This window comes from Bacillus sp. FSL W7-1346 (genome assembly GCF_038593335.1).
GTDB lineage: Bacteria > Bacillota > Bacilli > Bacillales > Bacillaceae > Bacillus > Bacillus altitudinis.
The window spans coordinates 305085-326032 of sequence record NZ_CP151988.1 but is presented as its reverse complement, the minus strand read 5'-3'; the positions used below and the strand labels follow the sequence as shown (position 1 = coordinate 326032).

Genomic DNA, 20948 nt, shown 5'->3' with positions numbered 1-20948 from the left:
CTTTGTTAACAATCTGAAGACTGAGAAATCTCTCAGTCTTCCATTTTTCAATCAATCGATCAACCTATATAAATTGAGCAAGAATGAATGTCCATATACATACGATGCCGAGCAAAATGAAGCTGTACTTCACTGTTTTTTGGAAGAGCTCAGATTCTTTACCTGTTTCTCCAACAGCTGCTGTTGCAATAGCGATAGATTGTGGAGAAATTAATTTCGCCATCACACCACCGGTCGTATTTGCCCCGATTAACAAACCTGCCTGAGAGCCGATTTGAGAAGCGGTGACTGCTTGAAGGTTACCGAATAAGGCATTGTTACTCACAACAGATCCCGTAATAAACACGCCGATCCAGCCAAGCACTGGGCTGACAAGCGGGAATAAATCGCCTGTTTTAGCAAGCGCTAGTCCGATAGCAGAACTTAGGCCTGCAAAGTTCGCCAAGTTGGCAAAGCCCATGACAAAACAAATCGTAAGAACAGGAACCCAAAGCTCTTTGACCGCTGCATTCAAGCAGGCAGAACCTTCTTTTAATGTAATATGTCTGCTGAACAATCCTGTCAGCATCACTGCAATTAAAATGGCGGTACCTGTTGCACTAATAACATCAATTTTAAAGATCGCATCAATCGGTGTTTCTGTTTGGGCAATTGGCGGTAATTTCACAATTTGCTGATGCAGAAACGGCATTTTCACTAAAATGGTTGTCCAGTTAAGCGGTCCTCCTACAGCAAATAATGCTTTAAAAGCTGGTAGGCTCCATACAGTAATGACGGCAGTTAAAATATAAAACGGAGACCATGCTTTCAGCACCTCAACACCGCTATACGTTTGTTTCTTCTCAATGGCTGGTGCCCCTTCTTCACGATAAATATGTTTCGGCTGCCATTTTCGAAGAAATAAAGCCAAAATTCCCATACTCGCTAAAGCTGAAATAATATTGGCAAGCTCAGGACCCATGGTGACCATTGTAACAGCCTGCAGAATCGCGTAGCTTCCACTCACAACAAGCAAGGCCGGAAGCGTTTCTTTAATCCCTTTAAAGCCGTCTACAATGAGAATCAGCAGAAATGGGATACAGAAAGAAATAAACGGAATGGTGTACACAAGGGTTTGAGACAGCTCAAGCGGCGTCATATTTCCCATTTGCGCCCCTGTAATAACCGGAATACCTACTGCACCAAAAGCGCCAGACGCAGCATTTGCAATCAAGCAGAGCATGGCGGCTTTTAGTGGTTTAAACCCAAGCTCTGTTAAAAGAGCGGCACTAATCGCAATCGGTACACCGAATCCAGCGGCTCCCTCTAAAAATGCGTTAAAACTAAAACCAATTAATAAGAGCTGTAACCGTTGATCTTGAGAAATTCCTGCAATACTAGAACGAATGACATCAAACTTTCCAGACTTCACAGCAATTTTATAGAGCCACACGGCCATGATGACGATATACCCAATCGGCCACAGCCCATTAGATACACCGAGCACCACAGCAGATAATGCTTTTTCAATTGGCATATGAAAGAAGAAAACAGCTGTTACAAAACTGACGATCAAGGTAAAACAAGCGGCTAATACCCCTTTTAACTTAAATACAGTTAATGCTAGTAGGAAAAACAAGATTGGAAGCATGGCCACCAATGCACTGACGAACTCATTACCAAACGGATCATATATTTGCTGCCACATAGTGATTCATCCTTTTCTGCTCAGATAGGTTGCCTTTGGTTGATTAAAAATGAGGAGCTAAAATCTCTTTTAACACATTCACACTGTGTGCGAATTTTTCTTTTTCTGTGTCGTTCAGTGCGAGCTCCATCACTTCTGTTGCACCATTTCGGTTCACGAGGGCAGGTACACCAATGTAGACATCTTCTGCTCCGTATTCTCCATCTAAATAAGTGCTGACAGTCAAAATGCTGTTTTCATTGTGCAAAATGGCTCTAGTAATACGAGCTAAACTCATCGCTACGCCGTAATAAGTGGCGCCTTTTTTCTCAATGATTTGGTAAGCGGCATGACGGACATTCTCCATGATGTCGTCTAAATCTTCTTGTTTGTATTGGTCATTTCTCTTCATTAGTTCTGTGATCGGTACACTTCCGATATTCGCATGGCTCCAAACAGCAAGCTCTGTATCCCCATGCTCTCCAATGATGTACGCATGCACATTGTGCGCCGCTGCTTCAAAGTACTCACTAAGCATGTATCTGAATCTTGCCGTATCAAGCGTTGTTCCACTGCCAATCACTCGTTCTTTTGGTAGTCCGCTGAATTTCCAAGTCGCATATGTCAAAATATCAACTGGGTTCGTAGCAACTAAGAAAATACCATCGAATCCGCTTTTCATCACATTGTCTACAATGCCTTTAAATATATTTAAATTTTTCTCAACAAGATCAAGTCTCGTTTCACCTGGCTTTTGGTTTGCACCAGCGCAGATACATACAATGTCAGCATCCTGACAATCCTCATAATCTCCATACCAAGTATTCACAGGATGCGGGGCGAATGCTTTCCCGTGGTTTAAATCCATGACGTCACCCATTGCTTTATCTTGATTCAAATCGATGACTACCAATTCATCTGTGATTGCTTGATTTATTAATGTAAAGGCATAACTGCTGCCGACAAAACCTGCTCCAATAAGTGCTACTTTGTTTACTTTTTCGTTTGTCATTTATCTCATCCTCCTGAGTAAAACTAGGTTGTTTTTCTTATGTGAAGTATTTCACATTCTTATTGTGCAACACTTCACAAACTTTTGCAAGGGGATTGCTCAAAAAAATAATGTAGCCATTTTGTGAACACTCTTATTGTGGTTTTAAACCGCTGTCCCCATACATGTTCTCATAAGAAAAAAGCCACCAAACACTCTTTGGTGGCTTCTCTCTTATTTAATAAGGTCCCCAATTGATCATGACACCGATACAAATAAAGACAAGGCCGATGACGAACCAAATGAGCGCAAGCGGCACCATAAAACGCAGCCATTTCACGTATGGAATCCCACTTGCAGCCAAGACAGCCATCAACACACCTGAAGTCGGATTCACGCAGTTGACCACCCCTTCACCGAGCATCACTGCTTCTACCGCTACTTGTCTCGTGATACCCATTAAATCAGCAAGCGGCGCAAGAATCGGTATAAAGACAACCGCTTCTCCTGATCCTGATGAAATCAAAAAGTGAAGGAGCGCACTGGCGATATACATGCCGATCGCACCAGCGATTGGACTAAACCCTGTCAGCATACTCGCAAGCCCATTCACCACAGTATCAAGCAGCTTGCCGTTTTCCAAAATGACTGAAATGCAGCGTGCCATGCCAACAATGAGTGCGCCGTATACAAGGCTTTGACAGCCGACAATAAACGTTTTTGCAATATCATTGGCAGCTAATCCCCCAAGCAGTCCAGCAGCAATGGCCATGAAAATAAACACACCAGCCATTTCCTTATCGGTCCAGCCAAGCTGAAGCGCACCATACAAAAAACCCCCAAGCGACAAACCACACACCGCTAAAATCAGCTTATGTCTACCGGTGAATTCAGGCTTGTCCACAGATTCCGCATCAGCTCCTCCAAGCCCTTTAGCAGGAAACCACTCGTCACCAAGAAGGCTTCCCTTTTCTTTATTTTTCAAGCGTTTTGTATACAAATAGATGTACACAATACTAGATAGGAGAAAACAAAGATAAATGATGACACGCAGCCCAATACCAGAAAAAATCGGCAGTTCTGCAATCGTTTGTGATAAGCCTAATGGAGATGGAGACAAAATGGTTGCGTTAAAACCTGCATAACAGCCGATGTAAATAACCGCTGCTCCCGCCACTGCATCCCACTTTAAAGAACGTGCCACAATGATCCCAATAGGAATAAAGCCAATGACCGAGTTCACCACAATTCCGGTCGTCCCAAGTACAGAAAACAATCCGCCAACAATACAAATAAACAATAGCTGTTTCGTTTGGAACCGGCTGATGACATTGTGAATCATCCCATTAATGGCACCTGTCTTTTCCAAAATCGCAATGGTTCCGCCAGTAAAAAGAATCAGAAAAATAATAGAGGATGAACCAACCATCCCTTCTTGAATCGCTGTAAAAAAACCAACCGGACTAACTGGTGATTGATCAATACGGTGATAACTGCCAGGAACAGCTGTTGTGATTTCTCCTGACGTTTTCCGATCAAATTCACCGGCTGGTACAAAATACGTTGCGATCGTACAAATTAAAGCAATCATAAATAAGAGTACATACGCATCCGGCATCTGAAGTTTTCTTTTTTGTTTCTCAGGTGCTGATACTGTTGTTGTTTTCATCTGTCAAAACCCCTTTGTCCCGATCGGAATTTCACTTAATTTTCAGAATAATCAAATGATGTGTTATATTATAAACACTGATGATATTTAAGATCAATATTATTTCACTAAAAGAATGTTTTGGCAGATTATCTGTCAGCAAGGAGGCTTCTCATGACAACTTTGACAAACGAGATGAAACAAACCATGACAGACATCTTTGAACATCTGCACGCCCATCCAGAAATCAGCTGGGAAGAGACAAATACGACAGCTTATATTGAAGCTCTATTAAAGAAATTAGGCTGTAAAACGAGAACATTTGAAGACTGCACAGGGGTAATCGGTGAAATTGGGGAAGGCGCACCAGTGGTTGCTGTGAGAGCCGATATTGACGCATTGTGGCAGGAAGTAGATGGCGTATTTCAAGCCAACCATTCATGCGGACACGATGCTCATATGACGATGGCACTTGGGACATTCATGGCATTGAAAGAAAAAGAACTTCCAAGTGGCACGATCCGATTCATTTTTCAGCCTGCCGAAGAAAGAGGCGGCGGCGCTTTAAAGATGATCGAAAAAGGTGTGTTAGCTGACGTCGATTATTTATACGGGGTGCATGTGCGCCCAATTCAAGAAACCTTAAACGGACGCTGCGCTCCTGCCATTTTGCACGGATCAAGTAATCATTACGTCGGGACCATTCTAGGGGAGGAAGCACACGGTGCACGCCCGCACCTTGGGGTCAACGTCATCGAAGTTGCATCTACGCTTGTGCAAAGACTGGCGCATATCCATGTCGATCCACGAGTCGCTCATTCTGTGAAAATGACCAATTTAAATGCAGGCGGCGGCAGCTCCAACATCATCCCTGGCAAGGCCTCTTTTACACTCGACGTTCGGGCGCAGACAAACGAAGTGATGGATGAATTAGAAAAGGAAATTGAAAGAGCATGCCATTCTGTAGCGGATGCTTTTGGCGCCTCTATCACACTTTCAACTGATCATCGTCTTCCAGCTGCGACATTAAATGAAGAAGCTGTGGAGATCATGTCACATGCCATAGAGCAAGTGCTAGGCAAAGAACAGCTCGATCCACCGATCGTGACGACAGGCGGAGAGGACTTTCATTTTTATGCAGCAAAGGTTCCTCATATTAAATCGACGATGCTCGGTTTAGGCTGTGATTTAAAACCTGGGCTTCATCACCCTTATATGACATTCGATCGCTCTGCGATTTTTACCGGCATTGAGATTTTGACGGAAGCTGTATACGAAACACTTCAGCAGCATTCATCGTAAAATAAAAAAACCACCCGTCTTTCCTGAAGCGGGTGGTCTCCTTTATTTTACGCATTCACATCTGTCATCGCCGGGACATTGATTTCTTTCACACAGGACACCCTTGATAGATGAATAACACATCTCGCCAGCTCGACAATATCTTGTACAGGTATTCTCGTTTCATCATACAGAGCAATGGCTTTTTCAGCGCCATCTTCGTACGGAACTTCTGCCGCCAGCTCCCCTGGATTGATACAGGTAACGGATATTTTATCTTTCCTTACGTGCTCTCTTAGTGCGTTCACAATACCACGAATCCCAAATTTAGAAGCAACAAAAGAAACCTGAGACAAATTCGTATGGTCAAGTCCCGCAGTAGAACCAATGACGATGATCTTTCCATTCCCAGATGTCCTTACATGCGGAAGCAGAGCTTGGATGTAGATAATCGTTGAGGTAACGTTCACATTGATTAAATGAGCGATATCCTCCGGTTGATCAAGATCGAAAGAATAATCATCTTCAAAGCCGCGTTTCTCCCATAAGCCTACGTTATAAATAAGTACATCAATTGTTTGATTCTTCAATGCTTCGAGCATAAAAGGGATATGGGTTTGGCTTGATAAATCGATCTTCAGCCAAATTCTACGCACCCCATCGTCTATGTTCAAACTGCTTGGTTCACTTCGTGACACAATCCATACTGTATCTCCACTTGAAGGAAGACCTTTTACAAAGGCATCCCCTAATCCTTGACTCGCACCGAATATGATATAGTTTTTACTCATGCTTCCTCCTTCATGGCTCACTTACGAGCTTCCATCCATACACCCATTCATCTGTAAGCGTTTTATACCTATATCATACAGTGTCTTATACATGCCTGCCCCTTTTATGCTCATCTTTACTTTCTAAATGGCCTAGCTTCCTTATTTCCTTTAATTCCTCTGGTAACGCACGCGCTTCTATAAAGCTTTTGATCATGTCGACAAAAAGTTCTTTCTTTTCAAAAGTAAACGTATGTCCAATGTCAGGAACGATGAACCCGGCTGCATTCGGGTGTGCATTCGTGATTTTTTCTGCTGACCTAGTCATAATTCCCTTTTCCTTTTCTCCCACTGTCACAAGAATCCGTGCCTTCGCTTGTTGAAACGTCTCAGGGAGCTTGTAATGAAGATTTTCTTGAAACATCGTAAGCAACGTCTTCTTCTGCAATTGTTTGGAATCCGCTGCATAATGATCCAGTACATCGTTTGGAAGTCCCATCTTTTCTGCTTGCAGCTGGATGAACCAATCTTTCTTTAATAACGGATATGTAAGAGGTAAAATGGGCCTTACCATCAAATAGAGCCATGGTAATGGCAACACAAGGGCGCTATTGATGATGGCGATGTCTGCGATGTCTGGCTCTCTCGATAACACATCAACGGCTACCTGTGCACCTAGAGAGAAGCCAATTAGAATGACTGTACGACCATGTGCATTCTCCTTTATCCATGAAATGATTTCAAAAGCACTTTCTCGCATGGAAAACGACGTTTCATTTGCTCTTGTCCCGTGACCAATAAAATCAGGGGTATAGCATTCATACGTTTCCTTGAATATTTCCATATGCTCCTGCCACATCCAGCTGCTTACGCCTCCACCGTGCAGGAAAATCATCATTGGTTTTTCCACCATCGACAACTCATCCACCATCCTTATATATAAGAAAAAGCAGTCGCTTTTTGAGCAGACTGCTTTTTCCATATGCTCCCTTCTATTATAAGGGAACTGTTATACAATTGGCTATTTTTTCAAATCTTCGATCGAGTTGACGTTTTTCATATAAGTCGGAACAACGAGACCCATGCGAAGACCCTTCATACTTGTACCGAGGTCATCATATTTTCCTTTAAACTTCGCTGCATACGTTTTATGCGTATTTGGAAGCCATGCAGATAATGATGCATCAGCACTTCCGGTTGCAATTGCTGTCCACATTGGACCCGCTTCAACCTGAGTCAAGGTCACTTTAAAGCCAAGTTCACGCAATACCTCGGCGGCCACATTGGTACTTGCAATCTCACTATCCCACGCAACGTAGGCAAGATTGATTTTGTCACCGTTTGACTTTTTCACGCCTTTTGTCCATTTCGCTACTTGATCTTTATGCTTTTTCACATATTTAACAGCAGCATCCTTTGGTTTGACGCCATCCTGAATATCAAGCATCACTTCACCCATGTCATCTTGAGACCATTTAAACTGACTGAGCATTTTGGCTGCTTCCGGCTGATCCTTCGCAAATCCTTTACGAGAAATGGTGTGAATTTCTTCTTCGTCACCATATGATTTTTTCGGATCATCTAAATATTTCAAATCGTAGCGGGAAAACATCCAGTGAGGATTCCAGCCAGTGATGATAATCGGTTTTTTACGGTCATACGATTTCTTCAATGTCGCTGTCATCGCTGCACTTGAGGCAGATACTACCGTCCAATCCTCTAAACCGTAATCCTTTTTCGCTTGATCGGTTAAGGCCATAATACCTGAACCCGGATCAATCCCGATAATCGTTTTATTGACCTGCTGTGCTGCACTTGCATTTGAATCTGATTGTGCACCACAAGCCGCTAGTAAAAAGACGAGCAGGGCGGTCATCCCAATGTAGAGAGACTTTTTCCACATTAAGCATTCCCCCTGGTTTTTTTCGTTTTAATGTTTTGTGTAATACGATCCAGTGTAATCGCTACGATAACAATGGCAATACCAGCTTCAAAACCAATCCCTGTTTTCAGCTGCGTTACTGCACTATATACTTCCGAACCAAGTCCTGGTGCACCAACCATTGCCGCAATGACGACCATGGATAGAGCAAGCATGATACTTTGGTTAATCCCAGCTAAGATGGTTTTTGTAGCAAGTGGAAGCTGAACTTTGAACAAACGCTGGAATGTCGTTGAACCAAAAGCTTCTGTTGCTTCAATTAAATCAGATGGTACTTGTTTAATCCCAAGAATGGTCATACGAATCGTTGGCGGCATAGAGAAAATAACCGATGCCACAACCCCAGGAACAACTCCAATATTAAAGAAGAAGATCGCTGGTAAAAGGTATACGAATGCAGGCATTGTCTGCATTAAGTCTAAAATAGGTGTGACAATTTTACGCACCGTTTCCTTCTGTGATGCCCAAATACCGATCGGAACCCCGATCACGATAGAAATGACCACAGCTGTCAGAACGAGCGCAAGTGTTTGCAGCATTGGCTGCCAGTAGCCTAAATAGTCGATCAGTAAGAATCCAATAAGTGTGAAAAGAGCAACTCCTCTTGTACTGATCCACCAAGCAATGCCGGCAAAGATAAGCGTTAAAATAATAGATGGAATCACGCCAAGTGCAGCTACAATACCATTTACTGTTCCAGCTAATCCATTTGTGATGCCATCAAAGAAACCACCAAAGGTTAATGTTAACCAGTCAACAAATTGATCGATATAATCCGCGAACGGAATTCTAGGTAAATCACTCATACTAAACATCTTATTCTACCTCCTGTGCAGAAGGCTCTTGTGCTTTAATTTCCTCTAGCTCGTTAGAAGACATGTTGATATATTCATCATTACCTGATAATGCACCAATCAATGCACCTCTGACCACAATACCCTTCATTCTGTTTTTCTCATCTACAACGGCAATTGGAATGTTCGCATCAGACACCGCGTCAAAGATCTCTGTTAAATACGTTGATTCCAATACTGTCGTAAATTCTTTATCAAGAACAGTTTCTAGCGACGCACCCGTTTCTGCCGCTTTTTTCGCTGCTTGTGCAGAAATAACACCTAATAAATGCTTTTTCTTATCTACTGCATAGATAGACGAAATACCAAGGTTCTTCATGAGCGTGAGCGCAACACGTGCCCCTTTATCAAGCTGAACTGTTTCTGCACGTTTCATAATATGACCAGCGGTTAATACTTTAGAAAGGTCTACATCTTCAACGAAACGTTCAACATACTCGTTCGATGGGTTCATCAGAATTTCTTCTGGTGTTCCGATTTGAACGATATTCCCGTCTTTCATGAGGACAATGCGGTCTCCAATACGAAGCGCTTCATCTAAATCATGCGTGATGAAAATAATTGTTTTTCCTACAGACGTATGAAGCTCAAGCAATTCATCCTGCATGTCTTTACGAATTAATGGATCTAGTGCGCTGAATGCTTCATCCATTAACAAAATATCAGGGTCATTAGCTAGTGCACGTGCCAATCCAACACGTTGCTGCATACCGCCACTTAATTGATTTGGGTACTGCTCTTCAAAACCTTCAAGCCCAACAAGCTTTAAAGATTCAAGCGCTTTAGAGCGGCGCTGTTCTTTTTCTACACCTTGCAATTCAAGCCCGTATTCTGTATTCTCCAGAATGGTACGATGCGGGAACAATGCGAAGTTTTGGAAGACCATGCTGATCTTTTTCCGTCTAACTTCACGCAATTGATCCTTTGACATATTTGTTATCATATCCCCATCAATATAAATTTCGCCGGAGGTTGGTTCGATTAACCTATTTAGCAGCCGCACAAGTGTGGACTTTCCGCTCCCTGATAGCCCCATGATGACAAATATCTCGCCGTCATACACATCAAAATTTGCTCGATTGACACCAACTGTTGCGCCGGTCTCTTTTAGGATTTCTCTTTTTGTCTTCCCTTTTTCAAGCATTTGAGATGCTTTTTTAGCATTTTTACCGAAAATTTTAGATACATTATTTATCTTGATTTTGATCTTTCTCTCTTCAGAATTCATTTTTTCCCTCCAAATTAGCATCTTTATAACCGTAACATAAGCGTTATGATGCGAACAATCTTTAGAATTCGCTTATTTCCGTACAATATGTATGAATTCCATATAGAGGTCTGGTGATTACAGTTTATACGCCGTATTACTCGTAAATCCTATAGAATGCTTCATAAACTACATATTTTACGGGGTATTTTCTCTCACCAGACAATATTTTACTGGAAATTCCTTATTGTGCTAAAAAATAAGTCGAATCCTTGTGATAGCGGACTTTTTCTTTCATGGGTGAACCATGCCCCTGAACAGGATTTACCCGAAAAAGGTCACATAAAAACCTTTTTCCTCAAATTTTAATCAAATTCATGAAAAAACTGCCTGCAACTTTCGTTACAGACAGCCTGTTTTTTTAGGACTCTAGGGCAGCTTTCTTAATATTATCTTGAAGCTCAAGCATACGTTTTGTTCCGTCCTCACGTAATCGTTTGTTTTCTTCTTCAATCTGCTTCGTCTCTTTCATCCCTTGTACAATCGTATTGAAGGATGATTCGATCGTTTCAATGTCGATGCTTGGACGACCTGATAATTTAGCAATCTCAACACTTTGACTTGAGATATTTTCAGCATTTCGTTTCAGCATTTCATTCGTTCTTCTGTCCAGTTCACTCATGGAATCAGCCACAAGCTTTTGTCTCTTCGCTGTTACAGCTTGAATGATTCCATTTTTGAAAATCGGAATCGTAATGATGAAGGCAGAGTTAATTTTCCCGATTAATTTCGTATTACCACGCTGCAGCAAACGGATTTGCGGTGCCGTTTGAAGTGCCACCATCCGTGCCATATCAAGATCATATACACGCTCTTCAAGCGCTTGAATCCCATTACGAAGCGTATCCAGCTCCATTTGTGCCAGCTGGTTTCCCCCCGCCGCTTTTTCTTCATAAGAAGGAACCAATTGTTTTAATTCTTCGATCTTCATTTGCCCTGCGACGACATACTTTTCAAGCTCCATATAGTATTGAATGTTATGCTCATACATTTCTTCAAGCGTAACCGTCGATTTGGTCATTTCATCTTTGTATTTACTGATTTCCACATTGATTTTTTCAATTTCTGCACCGAGCGTTTGATATTTGCTGAAAATCTTTTCGATCATGCTGCCACCGCGTTTAAAGATTTTTGATAACAAACCGCCCTTTGGCTCGTCAAAATCATTTTTATCAAAACGATCCATAATTTTTCCAAGCTGTGTAAGCATCGTTCCTGAGTCTGTGACACTTGTTGAACGCATCATAGAGAGAATACGGTCAGAAAACTTAGAGATTTCGACAGCCGGCTGTTTCCCGTATTCAAGCAGTTCAAGCTGATTTTTGGCATCAATCTGTCTCGCAATGTTTTGGACTTCTGGTTCATTGCGCAGCTGAACGCGAATATCGTCTGCCTTTTCAATCGTGATTTCCTCTTTATCAATTGAAATGATGTCATTTCCGTTTGTATTTGTCATAAGCTTTGATCTCCTTATCGGTTTTTAATGGATTGAAATAACTTTCTCACAATGGACGGCTCTTTAAACTCTTGGTTCATGACCATTTCATCAAGCCAATGTGTATCAAATAATTGATCGTCTATATACCGCTCTATACACTGATAGCCGGCGGGATGATACACGAAGAGATCCACACCCATTTCATTTAGGAAAATCAGGGCAGCCGCATCAGAACGAGTCAGCTCACCATTATATTCCGTATGGTATAAAATCACTTTCGGCACAGTTTGGGCATAATCAAAGGTTTGAATGAGTTCAATTACATCTTGGTTCATATGCAAAAGCTGCTTGAATAAATAAATACGCACATCTAATTCGGTCTCATGGCCTTCTTTTAACAGCTTCGGATGCTGACAAATGCGAGAAATGGCCTCTGCGATCGCACGCTGCGTGCCCTCATACAAATGCGAGAACTGCCACACATTGCTTTTCATTAACAAATCAGGGTCAACCTCTCCTGCTTTAGAGAGTGCATGCTGATAATGAAATTGATAATTCGAAGACACTTCTTGTGTGAAAGGGAAATGACGGATCGTTTTCGTTTCTTTCCCCTCCATTAGCGTATGAATACGGTCCCAATATTCTCGCTTGTCTCTCGTCACCCCCATCATCTTCGCAAAAAGATTCGGAATCTGTATGGTGTCACGGTCTGCTTTGAAATTCGGGCGGATAAACGACCGTTCCTTTGCAATTAAAAACAGCTCATCATACGTTGTCTTTAGCGTAATGGAATGAGGAGTATGATCTCTGAATTGCCATGGCTTATACAGCATGGAATCTTCTGTGTGAAGTACCTCTTCAAGCTCTCTTGTCGAACGGTACGCCACCGTTGATTTCCTCTCAGGCTTTTCAGTAGGGAACGGTTCAAGCTTTGACGTCCCTGGATACTGATCAATAAAAGTCAGCTTTTCTTCTGGATCTAATTCACGAAATTGATCCTTGCCTTCTGGATGAAACAGCACCACATCACAGCCAATCAGCATGACATAGTAAAGAAAATAAAGCTGACTTTTATTCGCCTCTCCATACCAAATGACAGCTGGCATTTTTTCTTCCATATTGCCTTCCTTCAGCCATGGTCCTAGATGATTATTTGAAAACTTCACCACATCTAGCAGCACACGGCGGAAATCAGGATGCTGGAATCCCCCTTCATGCAGCTGCTTGAAATGTTCAAACACCTGGATTAACGAAAGGCGAATATGCCGGTTCATCACTGGGTTTGGATGACGGACAATGAGCTGTTCACCGTCTAAGAAAGCCACAAATCGATTCACGGACAATCCCTTTTCTTCCTGATTGATCATATGAATCCGCTGGAGCGCTTGAAAGTGCTCCGGCTCAATATGCCGGTTGAGGGTTTCACTTAAAATATGCATGCCGTCAGTTTCGTATAATTCATGTAAATAAATAAAATAATCGGTTGCATCATGCGGAGTTCCAAGGACACGGGCGGCGAGACGCGGCAAGGATAAGGTGTGCTCGTCCTTGACGTAGCCGTCTCGTTCAGGGAGCGGCTTTTTCAGCAGGTTTTTCCAGGCTTCCTGTTTCGCCCGTGTCTGGGTTACGTTGATTTCTTTATAACTCACGCCGCTCCTTCCTTTCTCCTATATTTTCTAGAAAGCTACTACTATCATATCATTCAGCCTTCTACTTCTGCTATCGAATCGAAGGCTTTTTTGCTGTGTTCATCTTCTTTGCGACAGAAGCGGCGATTTCGTCTGCCGCCGCCATGCCAGAGGCTGTCGTCGGTTCAAGCGATAGATCAACATCTAAGACTTCCCCATGACTCGGAGCGAAGCCTTTATCCGCTTGACGTATGAGATCAACATCTAACAAGGAGTCGCCCGCACCATATACATATTCAAGGTGTAGCCTTTCTTTTAGAAAAGCAACAGCAGCCCACTTATTGAGCGGCTTTGGAATAAAATATAGCTTCCGGCCCTGAAGGGAAACCTGCCAGCCTCTCTCCTCACCCCACAGCCTTAATTCAGCAAGCGGAATATGAGAAAGAAACTCGTCTTTCATAATTAAATAAAGAAATCTTCCCTCAGCTGTTCGAGTACGTTTCACCCAAGCGGCAACCGGAAGTTCAGAGATCGCCCTCAGCATATCTCTCACCGGCATACACTCTTGCAGTCTCTCATCTACAATCGCCTGCCACTCCTCAAGCGGCTTGCCATGATGAAGGATACAGCCGCCGTTTGTCGTGACGGCATACTCTGGTTTGATCTCTTGCTGAAAGAGAGTGATTCGTTCAAATTGTGCTGTCGTTCTTGTCGTCACTGGGATAAACCAGCCTGCTTGATAAATTGCCTGCAAGGATGCTTTCGTTTCAATAGATATGTAGGAAAGCGGCCGGTCGTCCAGCACCTCAATTAATTCGTATGCTCCCTTGTATGCATACTGCTCCAGCATTCGATGTGAGTATATCAGTGTCCGGTCTAAATCACTGGCAAATGCGATATTCTTCATGACGATTGCTCCAACGGGCGGATGAGTCCGCAGCATGTGTAGGACATGTTGGCATATTCAATGACGGGCACGCCTCTGTCCTCTGCGAGTAGTAAAATGTGCTTGAGCTTCTCCCGAGATCCAGGCTGAATAAGTATTTTCCAAGGGACTCTTCTGAGCAGCACACGGGTCGTCTCACCGACGCCTGGCTTAATCAAATGCGTATTGTCAATTTGGAACTCCTGACCAATCGCTTCAATGGAGGTCATCCCTCGCCAGTCAGGAGGCGTTCCTTGTGCGAGCAGGGTCTCTGCTTTCTCTTGTACATTTGCATTAAGTTCAGAAAATGCTTCTTCAATTGTATTAACGTACAGATTAGAGACATCCTCATCAATGAGCTCTTCATAATACTTGGCCCCATGGAAATCATCGGCATGGATCCAGCGGTTGTTTAGCACCGTTCGACTAACTAGACCAGAGACCGTTGAATTCAAGCAGGCACTTGGAATGAGGAAATCCTCTCTCGTTCCGTAAACACTCGTACAATAACCAGGATCAGCCAGCACAGCCAGCTCACTCGAAAGACGAATTCCATATTTCTGTTCAAAATCGAGCACCGCTTTTTGAAGCTCTTTGGAAATAGCACCCTTTCCAGTCCAACCGTCAATAAAGGCAATCTCAAAACCTGGATGTTCTTTGAGGATATAATGCAGCGCATTTTCATCTATTCCACGGTCACGAATAATAGAGATGCTATAATGCGGCAAATCGAGACCATACGTCTTTCTGATATACCGTTTAATGAGCACCCCGATTGGTGTCCCAGCCCGTGCCAAGCTGCACAGAACGGTTTGAAATCCTCGCTTTTTCACAATTTGTTCTGCGACAATCGCTACGGCTTCCGCTACCTTTTGCTTACTTTCTTCAAGAGATTGATAGAATAAGTCCATATAAGATGCCGTCGGCTTATATTCAATTGGCAGCATTTCTGAGTAATGGGCACCGCTTTGAATAGAGCGCTCCCGCTCTTCTGTACTTTTCTCCATCTCAATCGATGATAAATCCTTGAGTAAGAAGGTTACGTCCTGCTCTGGATAGCTTCCCATCTTTGTATACACGTTAGCCATTCACCTTCACCTCATCTGATAAAGTCACAATATGCACATGCTTCACATGCCGCTCGGCAAATAAGTGGATCAGCGGCATCAAAGCTTCTTGAGACACCTTTTTCTCAAAAAACAAAAAGACATCATCGTACTGATCTTTAGGGATATTGTACACGTAGTGCTGAATGCGGGCATCCTCTGGACTCAAAAATGCGAATCCGTTTTGAACAGCGTACCCTTCCTTTTCAACCGGATGAATCGGACTTCTTGTCGTCGAATGAAAAAGGACACCTTCGCCCATATGAGCTGCAAGTCTCATCGGCACATACATCAATTCTCCTGTTCCTAAGCAGAGTGTCTGTTTTCCTTTTCGTTCTCGCTGAAGCTTCAGCCCAGCCTCAGCAGTTGCTTGATCAATGGCGTCCGTGTCCACTGCGCTTAAACCGAAACGACCTGTTTCATGGATATACGGCGAATGCCCCGCCGGATTGACTGCATGGGAAAGTGAATATGGCACTTGCTTAAAGAAGGATTGAAGAGAATGAAAAGAGAGTTCAGGTCTTTTCTCTTGCGCAGCAATTTCATACGAATAAGCAGGCTCATCCAGCGTTGTCCCCCGAAACATCATCTGCCCTTTTAATAAAGATAATGATGTGATATTTACCCCTAGCTCCTCTTGAAGCTGAAGCATCGCTTCCTCGTGCTCCTCTGTTCTCCAATCTAAAATGGATAGAATCGTATAAGAGGATCTAGGGTGCTTTGCGTGCAGATCCCGAATGATATTCATATTTGTCCGGCCTGTCGTGACCTCATCATCTACTAGCACAATCGGGCGATCCGTCCGAAGTAAGGCGTCATCTGCGTAGCAAAGCTGATCTGTCGCATGAGAATGTTCCTCTTCAAATACGAGTGAAGGATCAAGATCCAACAGCTGTTCACGTGTCGTATGAATGTAAGATGCTCCTTCTATGACGTCATACACACCATGACCAAGCGCTGTTGCCGTTTCAGCAAAGCCGATCACAATCGGCTCGTTTACCGCCGAAAGCTTCTCTTTTTTGAGCGCAGCATAGGCTTCAGTTAACTTAACATGATCATTCGTTTTTAGTGCTTCTACTACATCGTCTTGATGCGGGGGCGTCTTGCCTGTTTGTTCTTTTGCATAAGCCATTGCCAAAAGACCTGAGACGAGGAGTGGCTTCAACGGGTGAACAGGCATATGTTTCCCGAGCACCTTGCTAACAAATAAAAAGGCTCTCTTTTTGTTCACCCGTGCCGCCATGTCAAAAAGATGTTCTTTTTCAAGCTGAAGCGTACCCTCTTTGAGGTTAAGCTCCACCTCCATATGTTCCAAGATGTTCAGCGTATGCGGCTTCTGATTCTGTGAGTATGTCGATATAGCTTCTATTTTCATGAAACACCCCGTAAATGTCTGACTTCATTAAAATGTTTTCCGCCCAGCGATAGTGCGGCTTCGTTTCGTTCATTTTATTAGAAAAGGTACTCTTCATCACGCCGACTGTACCATCTGCATGCTCTAAAATACTTAATGCATCCATGTACTCTTCCTTTGTGACAACGTACATGCTTTGAACTGGCTTGAGATGCGTTGGATGGATGACTGTCTTGCCATGAATACCGTTTACCACATCCAGCCTTGTCTCTTTGAGCAGACCTTGCATATGATCGAGCTCAGATGATAAAGACTCACCACTCTTAGAAATTGCACGGATGAATGGATTTTGTTCTTTTCGTGCCGGTCCAAAATGCTCCCATACAGCTCCTGATATCACAAATGAACGACCAAAATAATTGATGATATCTGTGATCAACTCAGCAATGACTCTGATCTCATAAATGGTGGTCTCGCGATCACGGCGAATGCCGTACAATCCACACAGATCCGTTGCCCCAATGCGAATATTCAAAATATATTCCTCATCATTCAGCATGATCTGCTTTAACTCAGACAACACCTGATATCTCGTTTCTTTTTCTAATAAATCTGGTGTTTCTAAAATGGGCATTCCGTATAGTGTTTTCTGAGTTTGTGCTGAAGCTCGTTTCAAACTGTCTACATATTCCTTTGCATTGTGAACGGAGCACTTTGGAAACACAAAACCAGTCAGTAAATGAAGAGAGGAACCGAGCAAATCTGCCATTTTGAGCAGCTGTTTGGGCGAACGAACCCGAATAAATAAAAGCGGCAAATGCTCAGCCATTTCTGGAGATTGATGAATTGTCTCAGAAAGGCAGGTCAATTGTGCCACTATATTCTGTTCAGCCATGTCCACTTCCTGATCACCAATGGCGTCCTCCAAGCAAAACACAACAGAGCAAAGCGCTTCATATTTCTGCGAAAGCAGCATGTCTGCTACATCCTGTCTTGTCGCAGGCATATACAAAGTAGCACCTAATGCATGCGCAAGTACATGCCTTGGCGTCAATGAATGAACTGCCGCCGGCCGCTTAAAAAAAATATCGTGCTGCCTCGTCTCTGATAAAAAACGAAAATATCGCATGCAGTGCCACCTCCTGTTGTAATGACTTGATGATTCAAAAAAGGATGGAGCCGCTAGTCAACTCCATTCCTTTTTGATCGTCCTATTCTTCTTTTGAAGCCGCAGCTTCGTTTGTTACACCTTGATGCTTCTTCTTATTGATTTTATGAACAATAAACGTTCCGATAAACGCTAGGATAATAATCGCAAAGAATGCGAGATGCGGGATTTCAATATGAGCAGCACTTAAGCCCATTTTGATGGCAATAATTCCAATGAGAATAAATGCCGTATTCTCAAGCTCTGGTATACGGTCGATGAGCACAAGGAATAATTGTGCCACTGTACGCATCATGAGAATTCCAAGCATTCCACCTAAAAGAAGAATCCATACTTCCTCAGATACAGCGAATGCAGCAAGAATACTATCTACCGAGAAGGCAAGGTCCATAATTTCTACAGAAATAACAGTTGCCCAGAAGACGCCAAATACACGAATCATCCAGCCTTCTTTTTTCAATTCCTTCGCTTCGTCATCTCCGTCACCTAACCAGAAGTGCTTAATGACCAGCCAAGCCAAGTATGCAGCGCCTAGAACCTTAATCCACCAAAACTTAATAAGCAGCATCCCTACGCCAATGAATAGAAAACGGAAGAAATAAGCGCCAATTAATCCGTAGGTTAATGCCTTTTTACGCTGCTTTTCAGGTAAATGTTTCACCATAACAGCTAATACAAGTGCGTTATCCGCTGACAACAAACCTTCAAGCACGACAAGGGTCCCAATAAGCCCCCAAGAGACAGGGTCTGTTAATACCTCTGCCCACATATGCCAATCAAAAAACGAGGCATACGTGTCCAACATATGTTTCAAAATGTCCAACTGGTTTTCCTCCTATAAGTGTAGAAGCATCAGCAGGCTTTCGCCTGCTGTTATTCTTGATCGCTGTTTCTTTCTCACTTTGGAAAATACCCTCATATGAGTCATTGGCAGCGCCTCTTGAATGAAGTTGTTTCTTCTCTTTACACTTCTAACCCATAATTTTGACAAAGAGCAGCAAGTCCGCCAGAGAATCCGCTTCCGATTGCGTTAAACTTCCAATCGCTGCCGTGTCTGTATAGTTCGCATACGACGACAGCTGTTTCAATTGAGAAGTCCTCCCCTAAATCAAAACGAATCAATTCTTCCCCGCCCTCTTCATTTACAACACGAACAAATGCATTAGAGACTTGTCCAAAATTCTGGCTACGTGCCTCTGCATCATGAATCGTCACTGTAATTCCGATACGATCAATGTTAGCAGGAATTTTCGAGAAATCAACGAGAATTTGCTCGTCATCTCCATCTCCTTCACCCGTACGGTTATCACCGGTATGAGTAACACTACCGCTTGGATGCTGCAGATTATTATAGAACACGAAGTCTGTGTCTTGTTGACAACGATTGTTTGCATCTACTAAGAAAGCCGAAGCGTCCAAATCAAATTCGGCTCCGCCTGAATATTTATTCGTATCCCAGCCAAGTCCGATCATCACTTTTGTCAGCCCTGGATTGGTTTTCGTTAAATCGACACGTTGTCCTTTTGAAAGCTGAATCGCCATATTCGTATCTCTCCTATCTCCTGAAAATATGAAAACGGGCGTTACCCGATATCTAAGCCGAAGTCTGTTGCAATGCGGGCAAGTCCGCCTTGATAGCCTGATCCAACAGCTGAGAATTTCCACTCTCCGCCATGACGGTATAATTCACCTACAATAATCGCTGTTTCAATTGAAAAGTCTTCTGCCAAATCATAGCGAATGAGCTCTTCATTTGATGCCGCATTTAAAATACGGACGTAAGCGTTAGACACCTGTCCAAAGTTTTGGCTGCGTGCTTCTGCATCATGGATTGTAATGACGAAGGAGATTTTCTCAATACTTGCTGGTACAGTTGAAAGATCAACATTGACCTGCTCGTCATCTCCGTCTCCTTCACCTGTACGGTTATCGCCTGTATGTACGATACTTCCGCCACCGCCAGTTGTTTGATTGTAGAAGACAAAGTCAGATGGAGAGTTTGCTTTCCCTGCTGCATCTAACAGGAATACGCTTGCGTCTAGATCAAAGTCATGTCCGCCATCATACTTGTTTACATCCCAGCCAAGACCTACGACTACTTTTGTTAAACCTGGATTCGTTTTTGTTAAATCAATTTTTTGACCTTTCGCTAAAGAAATTCCCACTAGGAACCTCTCCCTTCTAATTAAATGTAGTTTCTCGTAATATCGGCAAGCTTCGCATCGTTTGTACCATTTCCTACAGCTGCAAACTTCCACTCATTCTCGTGGCGATAAAGCTCTCCAACGATTAATGATGTTTTACCTGCATATTCATCTTTCAAATTATATTTCACTAATTCTTGATTGTTTGAACGGTCAACAATTCGGATGTAAGCATTTTGAATCATACCAAAGTGTTGGTTTCTTCTAAGTGCATCATAAATGTTCACAACGAACACCAATTTATTCACATTGCCTGGTACCTTGCTTAAGTTGACGAGGACTTGTTCATCATCTCCGTCTCCTTCACCTGTCAGGTTGTCACCTGTGTGCTCAACACTGCCGCATTTGCTTTTCAAGTTACCAAAGTAAATCAAATCTTTATTTTCAACAAACTTATCATTTTTCAGCATCAGCACTGAAGCGTCACAATCAATATCAGCACCGCCGCCTCCGCCAAACAGCTTTCCAAGAAAACCGCCACCTTGTGACACAGGGTCCCAGCCAAGTCCAACTAGAATATTGGTTAGTCCTGCTTTTCCTTTTGTTAAATCAATACGTTGACCTTTTTCTAATGTAATCGCCAAATCAATCACTCCTCCAGCATAATAAAAATCTATTTATTAAGCGATGGACCCTATTAAAATCATCATACATGAAAATTCGACAAAATTCATGAAATGACATTGGAGCCTCTTACTCTTTTTTC

The 20948-nt window shown here is 42.9% G+C and carries 19 protein-coding genes; 1 reads left to right on the top strand and 18 read right to left on the bottom strand.

The features are described 5' to 3' along the window. Positions 1-64 precede the first annotated feature (64 nt). From NST09_RS01740 to NST09_RS01730, 3 genes are all read right to left on the bottom strand, one after another. Entirely contained in the window at positions 65-1687 is a 1623-nt protein-coding gene (locus NST09_RS01740) for an L-lactate permease (RefSeq protein ID WP_217816209.1), read from the bottom strand. A gap of 43 nt (positions 1688-1730) precedes the next feature. Next, complete coding sequence (locus NST09_RS01735; protein WP_007498309.1) at positions 1731-2678, bottom strand: L-lactate dehydrogenase; 948 nt, start codon at positions 2676-2678, stop codon at positions 1731-1733. Between the two features lie 217 nt (positions 2679-2895). Further along, the gene (locus tag NST09_RS01730) at positions 2896-4326 is read right to left on the bottom strand and encodes a YfcC family protein (RefSeq protein WP_017366562.1); all 1431 of its coding nucleotides are present in this window, start codon (positions 4324-4326) and stop codon (positions 2896-2898) included. 153 nt (positions 4327-4479) lie between these two features. On the opposite strand from NST09_RS01730, the gene NST09_RS01725 reads away from it, so the two are divergent. After that, positions 4480-5607: a M20 peptidase aminoacylase family protein gene (locus NST09_RS01725; RefSeq protein WP_342493274.1), complete on the top strand. Its 1128-nt coding sequence runs from the start codon at positions 4480-4482 to the stop codon at positions 5605-5607. Between the two features lie 47 nt (positions 5608-5654). Here NST09_RS01725 and NST09_RS01720 read toward each other — a convergent pair whose 3' ends face one another. The 15 genes from NST09_RS01720 to NST09_RS01650 all read right to left on the bottom strand — a co-directional run bounded on the left by NST09_RS01720 (position 5655) and on the right by NST09_RS01650 (position 20826). After that, positions 5655-6377, bottom strand: coding sequence for an SDR family NAD(P)-dependent oxidoreductase (locus tag NST09_RS01720; RefSeq protein ID WP_342493273.1), 723 nt, complete (start codon positions 6375-6377; stop codon positions 5655-5657). An 85-nt stretch (positions 6378-6462) separates the two neighbouring features. Then, positions 6463-7338 carry an alpha/beta hydrolase gene (locus NST09_RS01715; RefSeq protein WP_342493272.1) on the bottom strand — a complete coding sequence of 292 codons (876 nt, stop codon included), beginning with the start codon at positions 7336-7338 and terminating at the stop codon, positions 6463-6465. Positions 7339-7377: 39 nt separating this feature from the next. After that, a complete protein-coding gene (locus tag NST09_RS01710; protein WP_008342122.1) occupies positions 7378-8259 on the bottom strand; it encodes a glycine betaine ABC transporter substrate-binding protein in 882 nt (293 codons plus the stop codon). Next, complete coding sequence (gene opuAB, locus NST09_RS01705; protein WP_024718999.1) at positions 8259-9104, bottom strand: glycine/proline betaine ABC transporter permease subunit OpuAB; 846 nt, start codon at positions 9102-9104, stop codon at positions 8259-8261. The genes NST09_RS01710 and opuAB overlap by 1 nt, the downstream gene beginning before the upstream one ends. A 10-nt stretch (positions 9105-9114) precedes the next feature. Then, the gene (gene opuAA, locus NST09_RS01700) at positions 9115-10380 is read right to left on the bottom strand and encodes a glycine/proline betaine ABC transporter ATP-binding protein OpuAA (protein WP_008342124.1); all 1266 of its coding nucleotides are present in this window, start codon (positions 10378-10380) and stop codon (positions 9115-9117) included. A gap of 400 nt (positions 10381-10780) precedes the next feature. Beyond that, a complete protein-coding gene (locus NST09_RS01695; protein ID WP_007498324.1) occupies positions 10781-11875 on the bottom strand; it encodes a toxic anion resistance protein in 1095 nt (364 codons plus the stop codon). Positions 11876-11889: 14 nt separating this feature from the next. Beyond that, a complete protein-coding gene (locus tag NST09_RS01690; RefSeq protein WP_096880960.1) occupies positions 11890-13506 on the bottom strand; it encodes a YceG family protein in 1617 nt (538 codons plus the stop codon). 70 nt (positions 13507-13576) lie between these two features. Continuing rightward, positions 13577-14392, bottom strand: a complete 816-nt coding sequence (locus NST09_RS01685) for an HAD family hydrolase (protein ID WP_342493271.1) — start codon at positions 14390-14392, stop codon at positions 13577-13579. Continuing rightward, on the bottom strand, positions 14389-15498 hold the full coding sequence (locus NST09_RS01680) for a cysteine protease StiP family protein (protein WP_138825003.1): 1110 nt from the start codon (positions 15496-15498) through the stop codon (positions 14389-14391). The genes NST09_RS01685 and NST09_RS01680 overlap by 4 nt, the downstream gene beginning before the upstream one ends. Further along, positions 15491-16822 (bottom strand): phosphoribosyltransferase family protein, encoded by a 1332-nt coding sequence (locus NST09_RS01675; RefSeq protein WP_224559460.1) that lies wholly within the window; start codon positions 16820-16822, stop codon positions 15491-15493. Before NST09_RS01675 ends, NST09_RS01680 begins: the two co-directional genes overlap by 8 nt. Further along, positions 16806-17999 carry an HpcH/HpaI aldolase/citrate lyase family protein gene (locus NST09_RS01670; protein ID WP_017358591.1) on the bottom strand — a complete coding sequence of 398 codons (1194 nt, stop codon included), beginning with the start codon at positions 17997-17999 and terminating at the stop codon, positions 16806-16808. Before NST09_RS01670 ends, NST09_RS01675 begins: the two co-directional genes overlap by 17 nt. Before the next feature lie 82 nt (positions 18000-18081). After that, the gene (locus NST09_RS01665; protein ID WP_008342130.1) at positions 18082-18861 is read right to left on the bottom strand and encodes a TerC family protein; all 780 of its coding nucleotides are present in this window, start codon (positions 18859-18861) and stop codon (positions 18082-18084) included. A gap of 140 nt (positions 18862-19001) precedes the next feature. Further along, complete coding sequence (locus tag NST09_RS01660) at positions 19002-19580, bottom strand: TerD family protein (protein ID WP_007498343.1); 579 nt, start codon at positions 19578-19580, stop codon at positions 19002-19004. A gap of 41 nt (positions 19581-19621) precedes the next feature. After that, a complete protein-coding gene (locus NST09_RS01655) occupies positions 19622-20203 on the bottom strand; it encodes a TerD family protein (RefSeq protein WP_008342133.1) in 582 nt (193 codons plus the stop codon). 20 nt (positions 20204-20223) lie between these two features. Then, positions 20224-20826 carry a TerD family protein gene (locus tag NST09_RS01650; RefSeq protein ID WP_017358594.1) on the bottom strand — a complete coding sequence of 201 codons (603 nt, stop codon included), beginning with the start codon at positions 20824-20826 and terminating at the stop codon, positions 20224-20226. Positions 20827-20948: the final 122 nt, after the last annotated feature.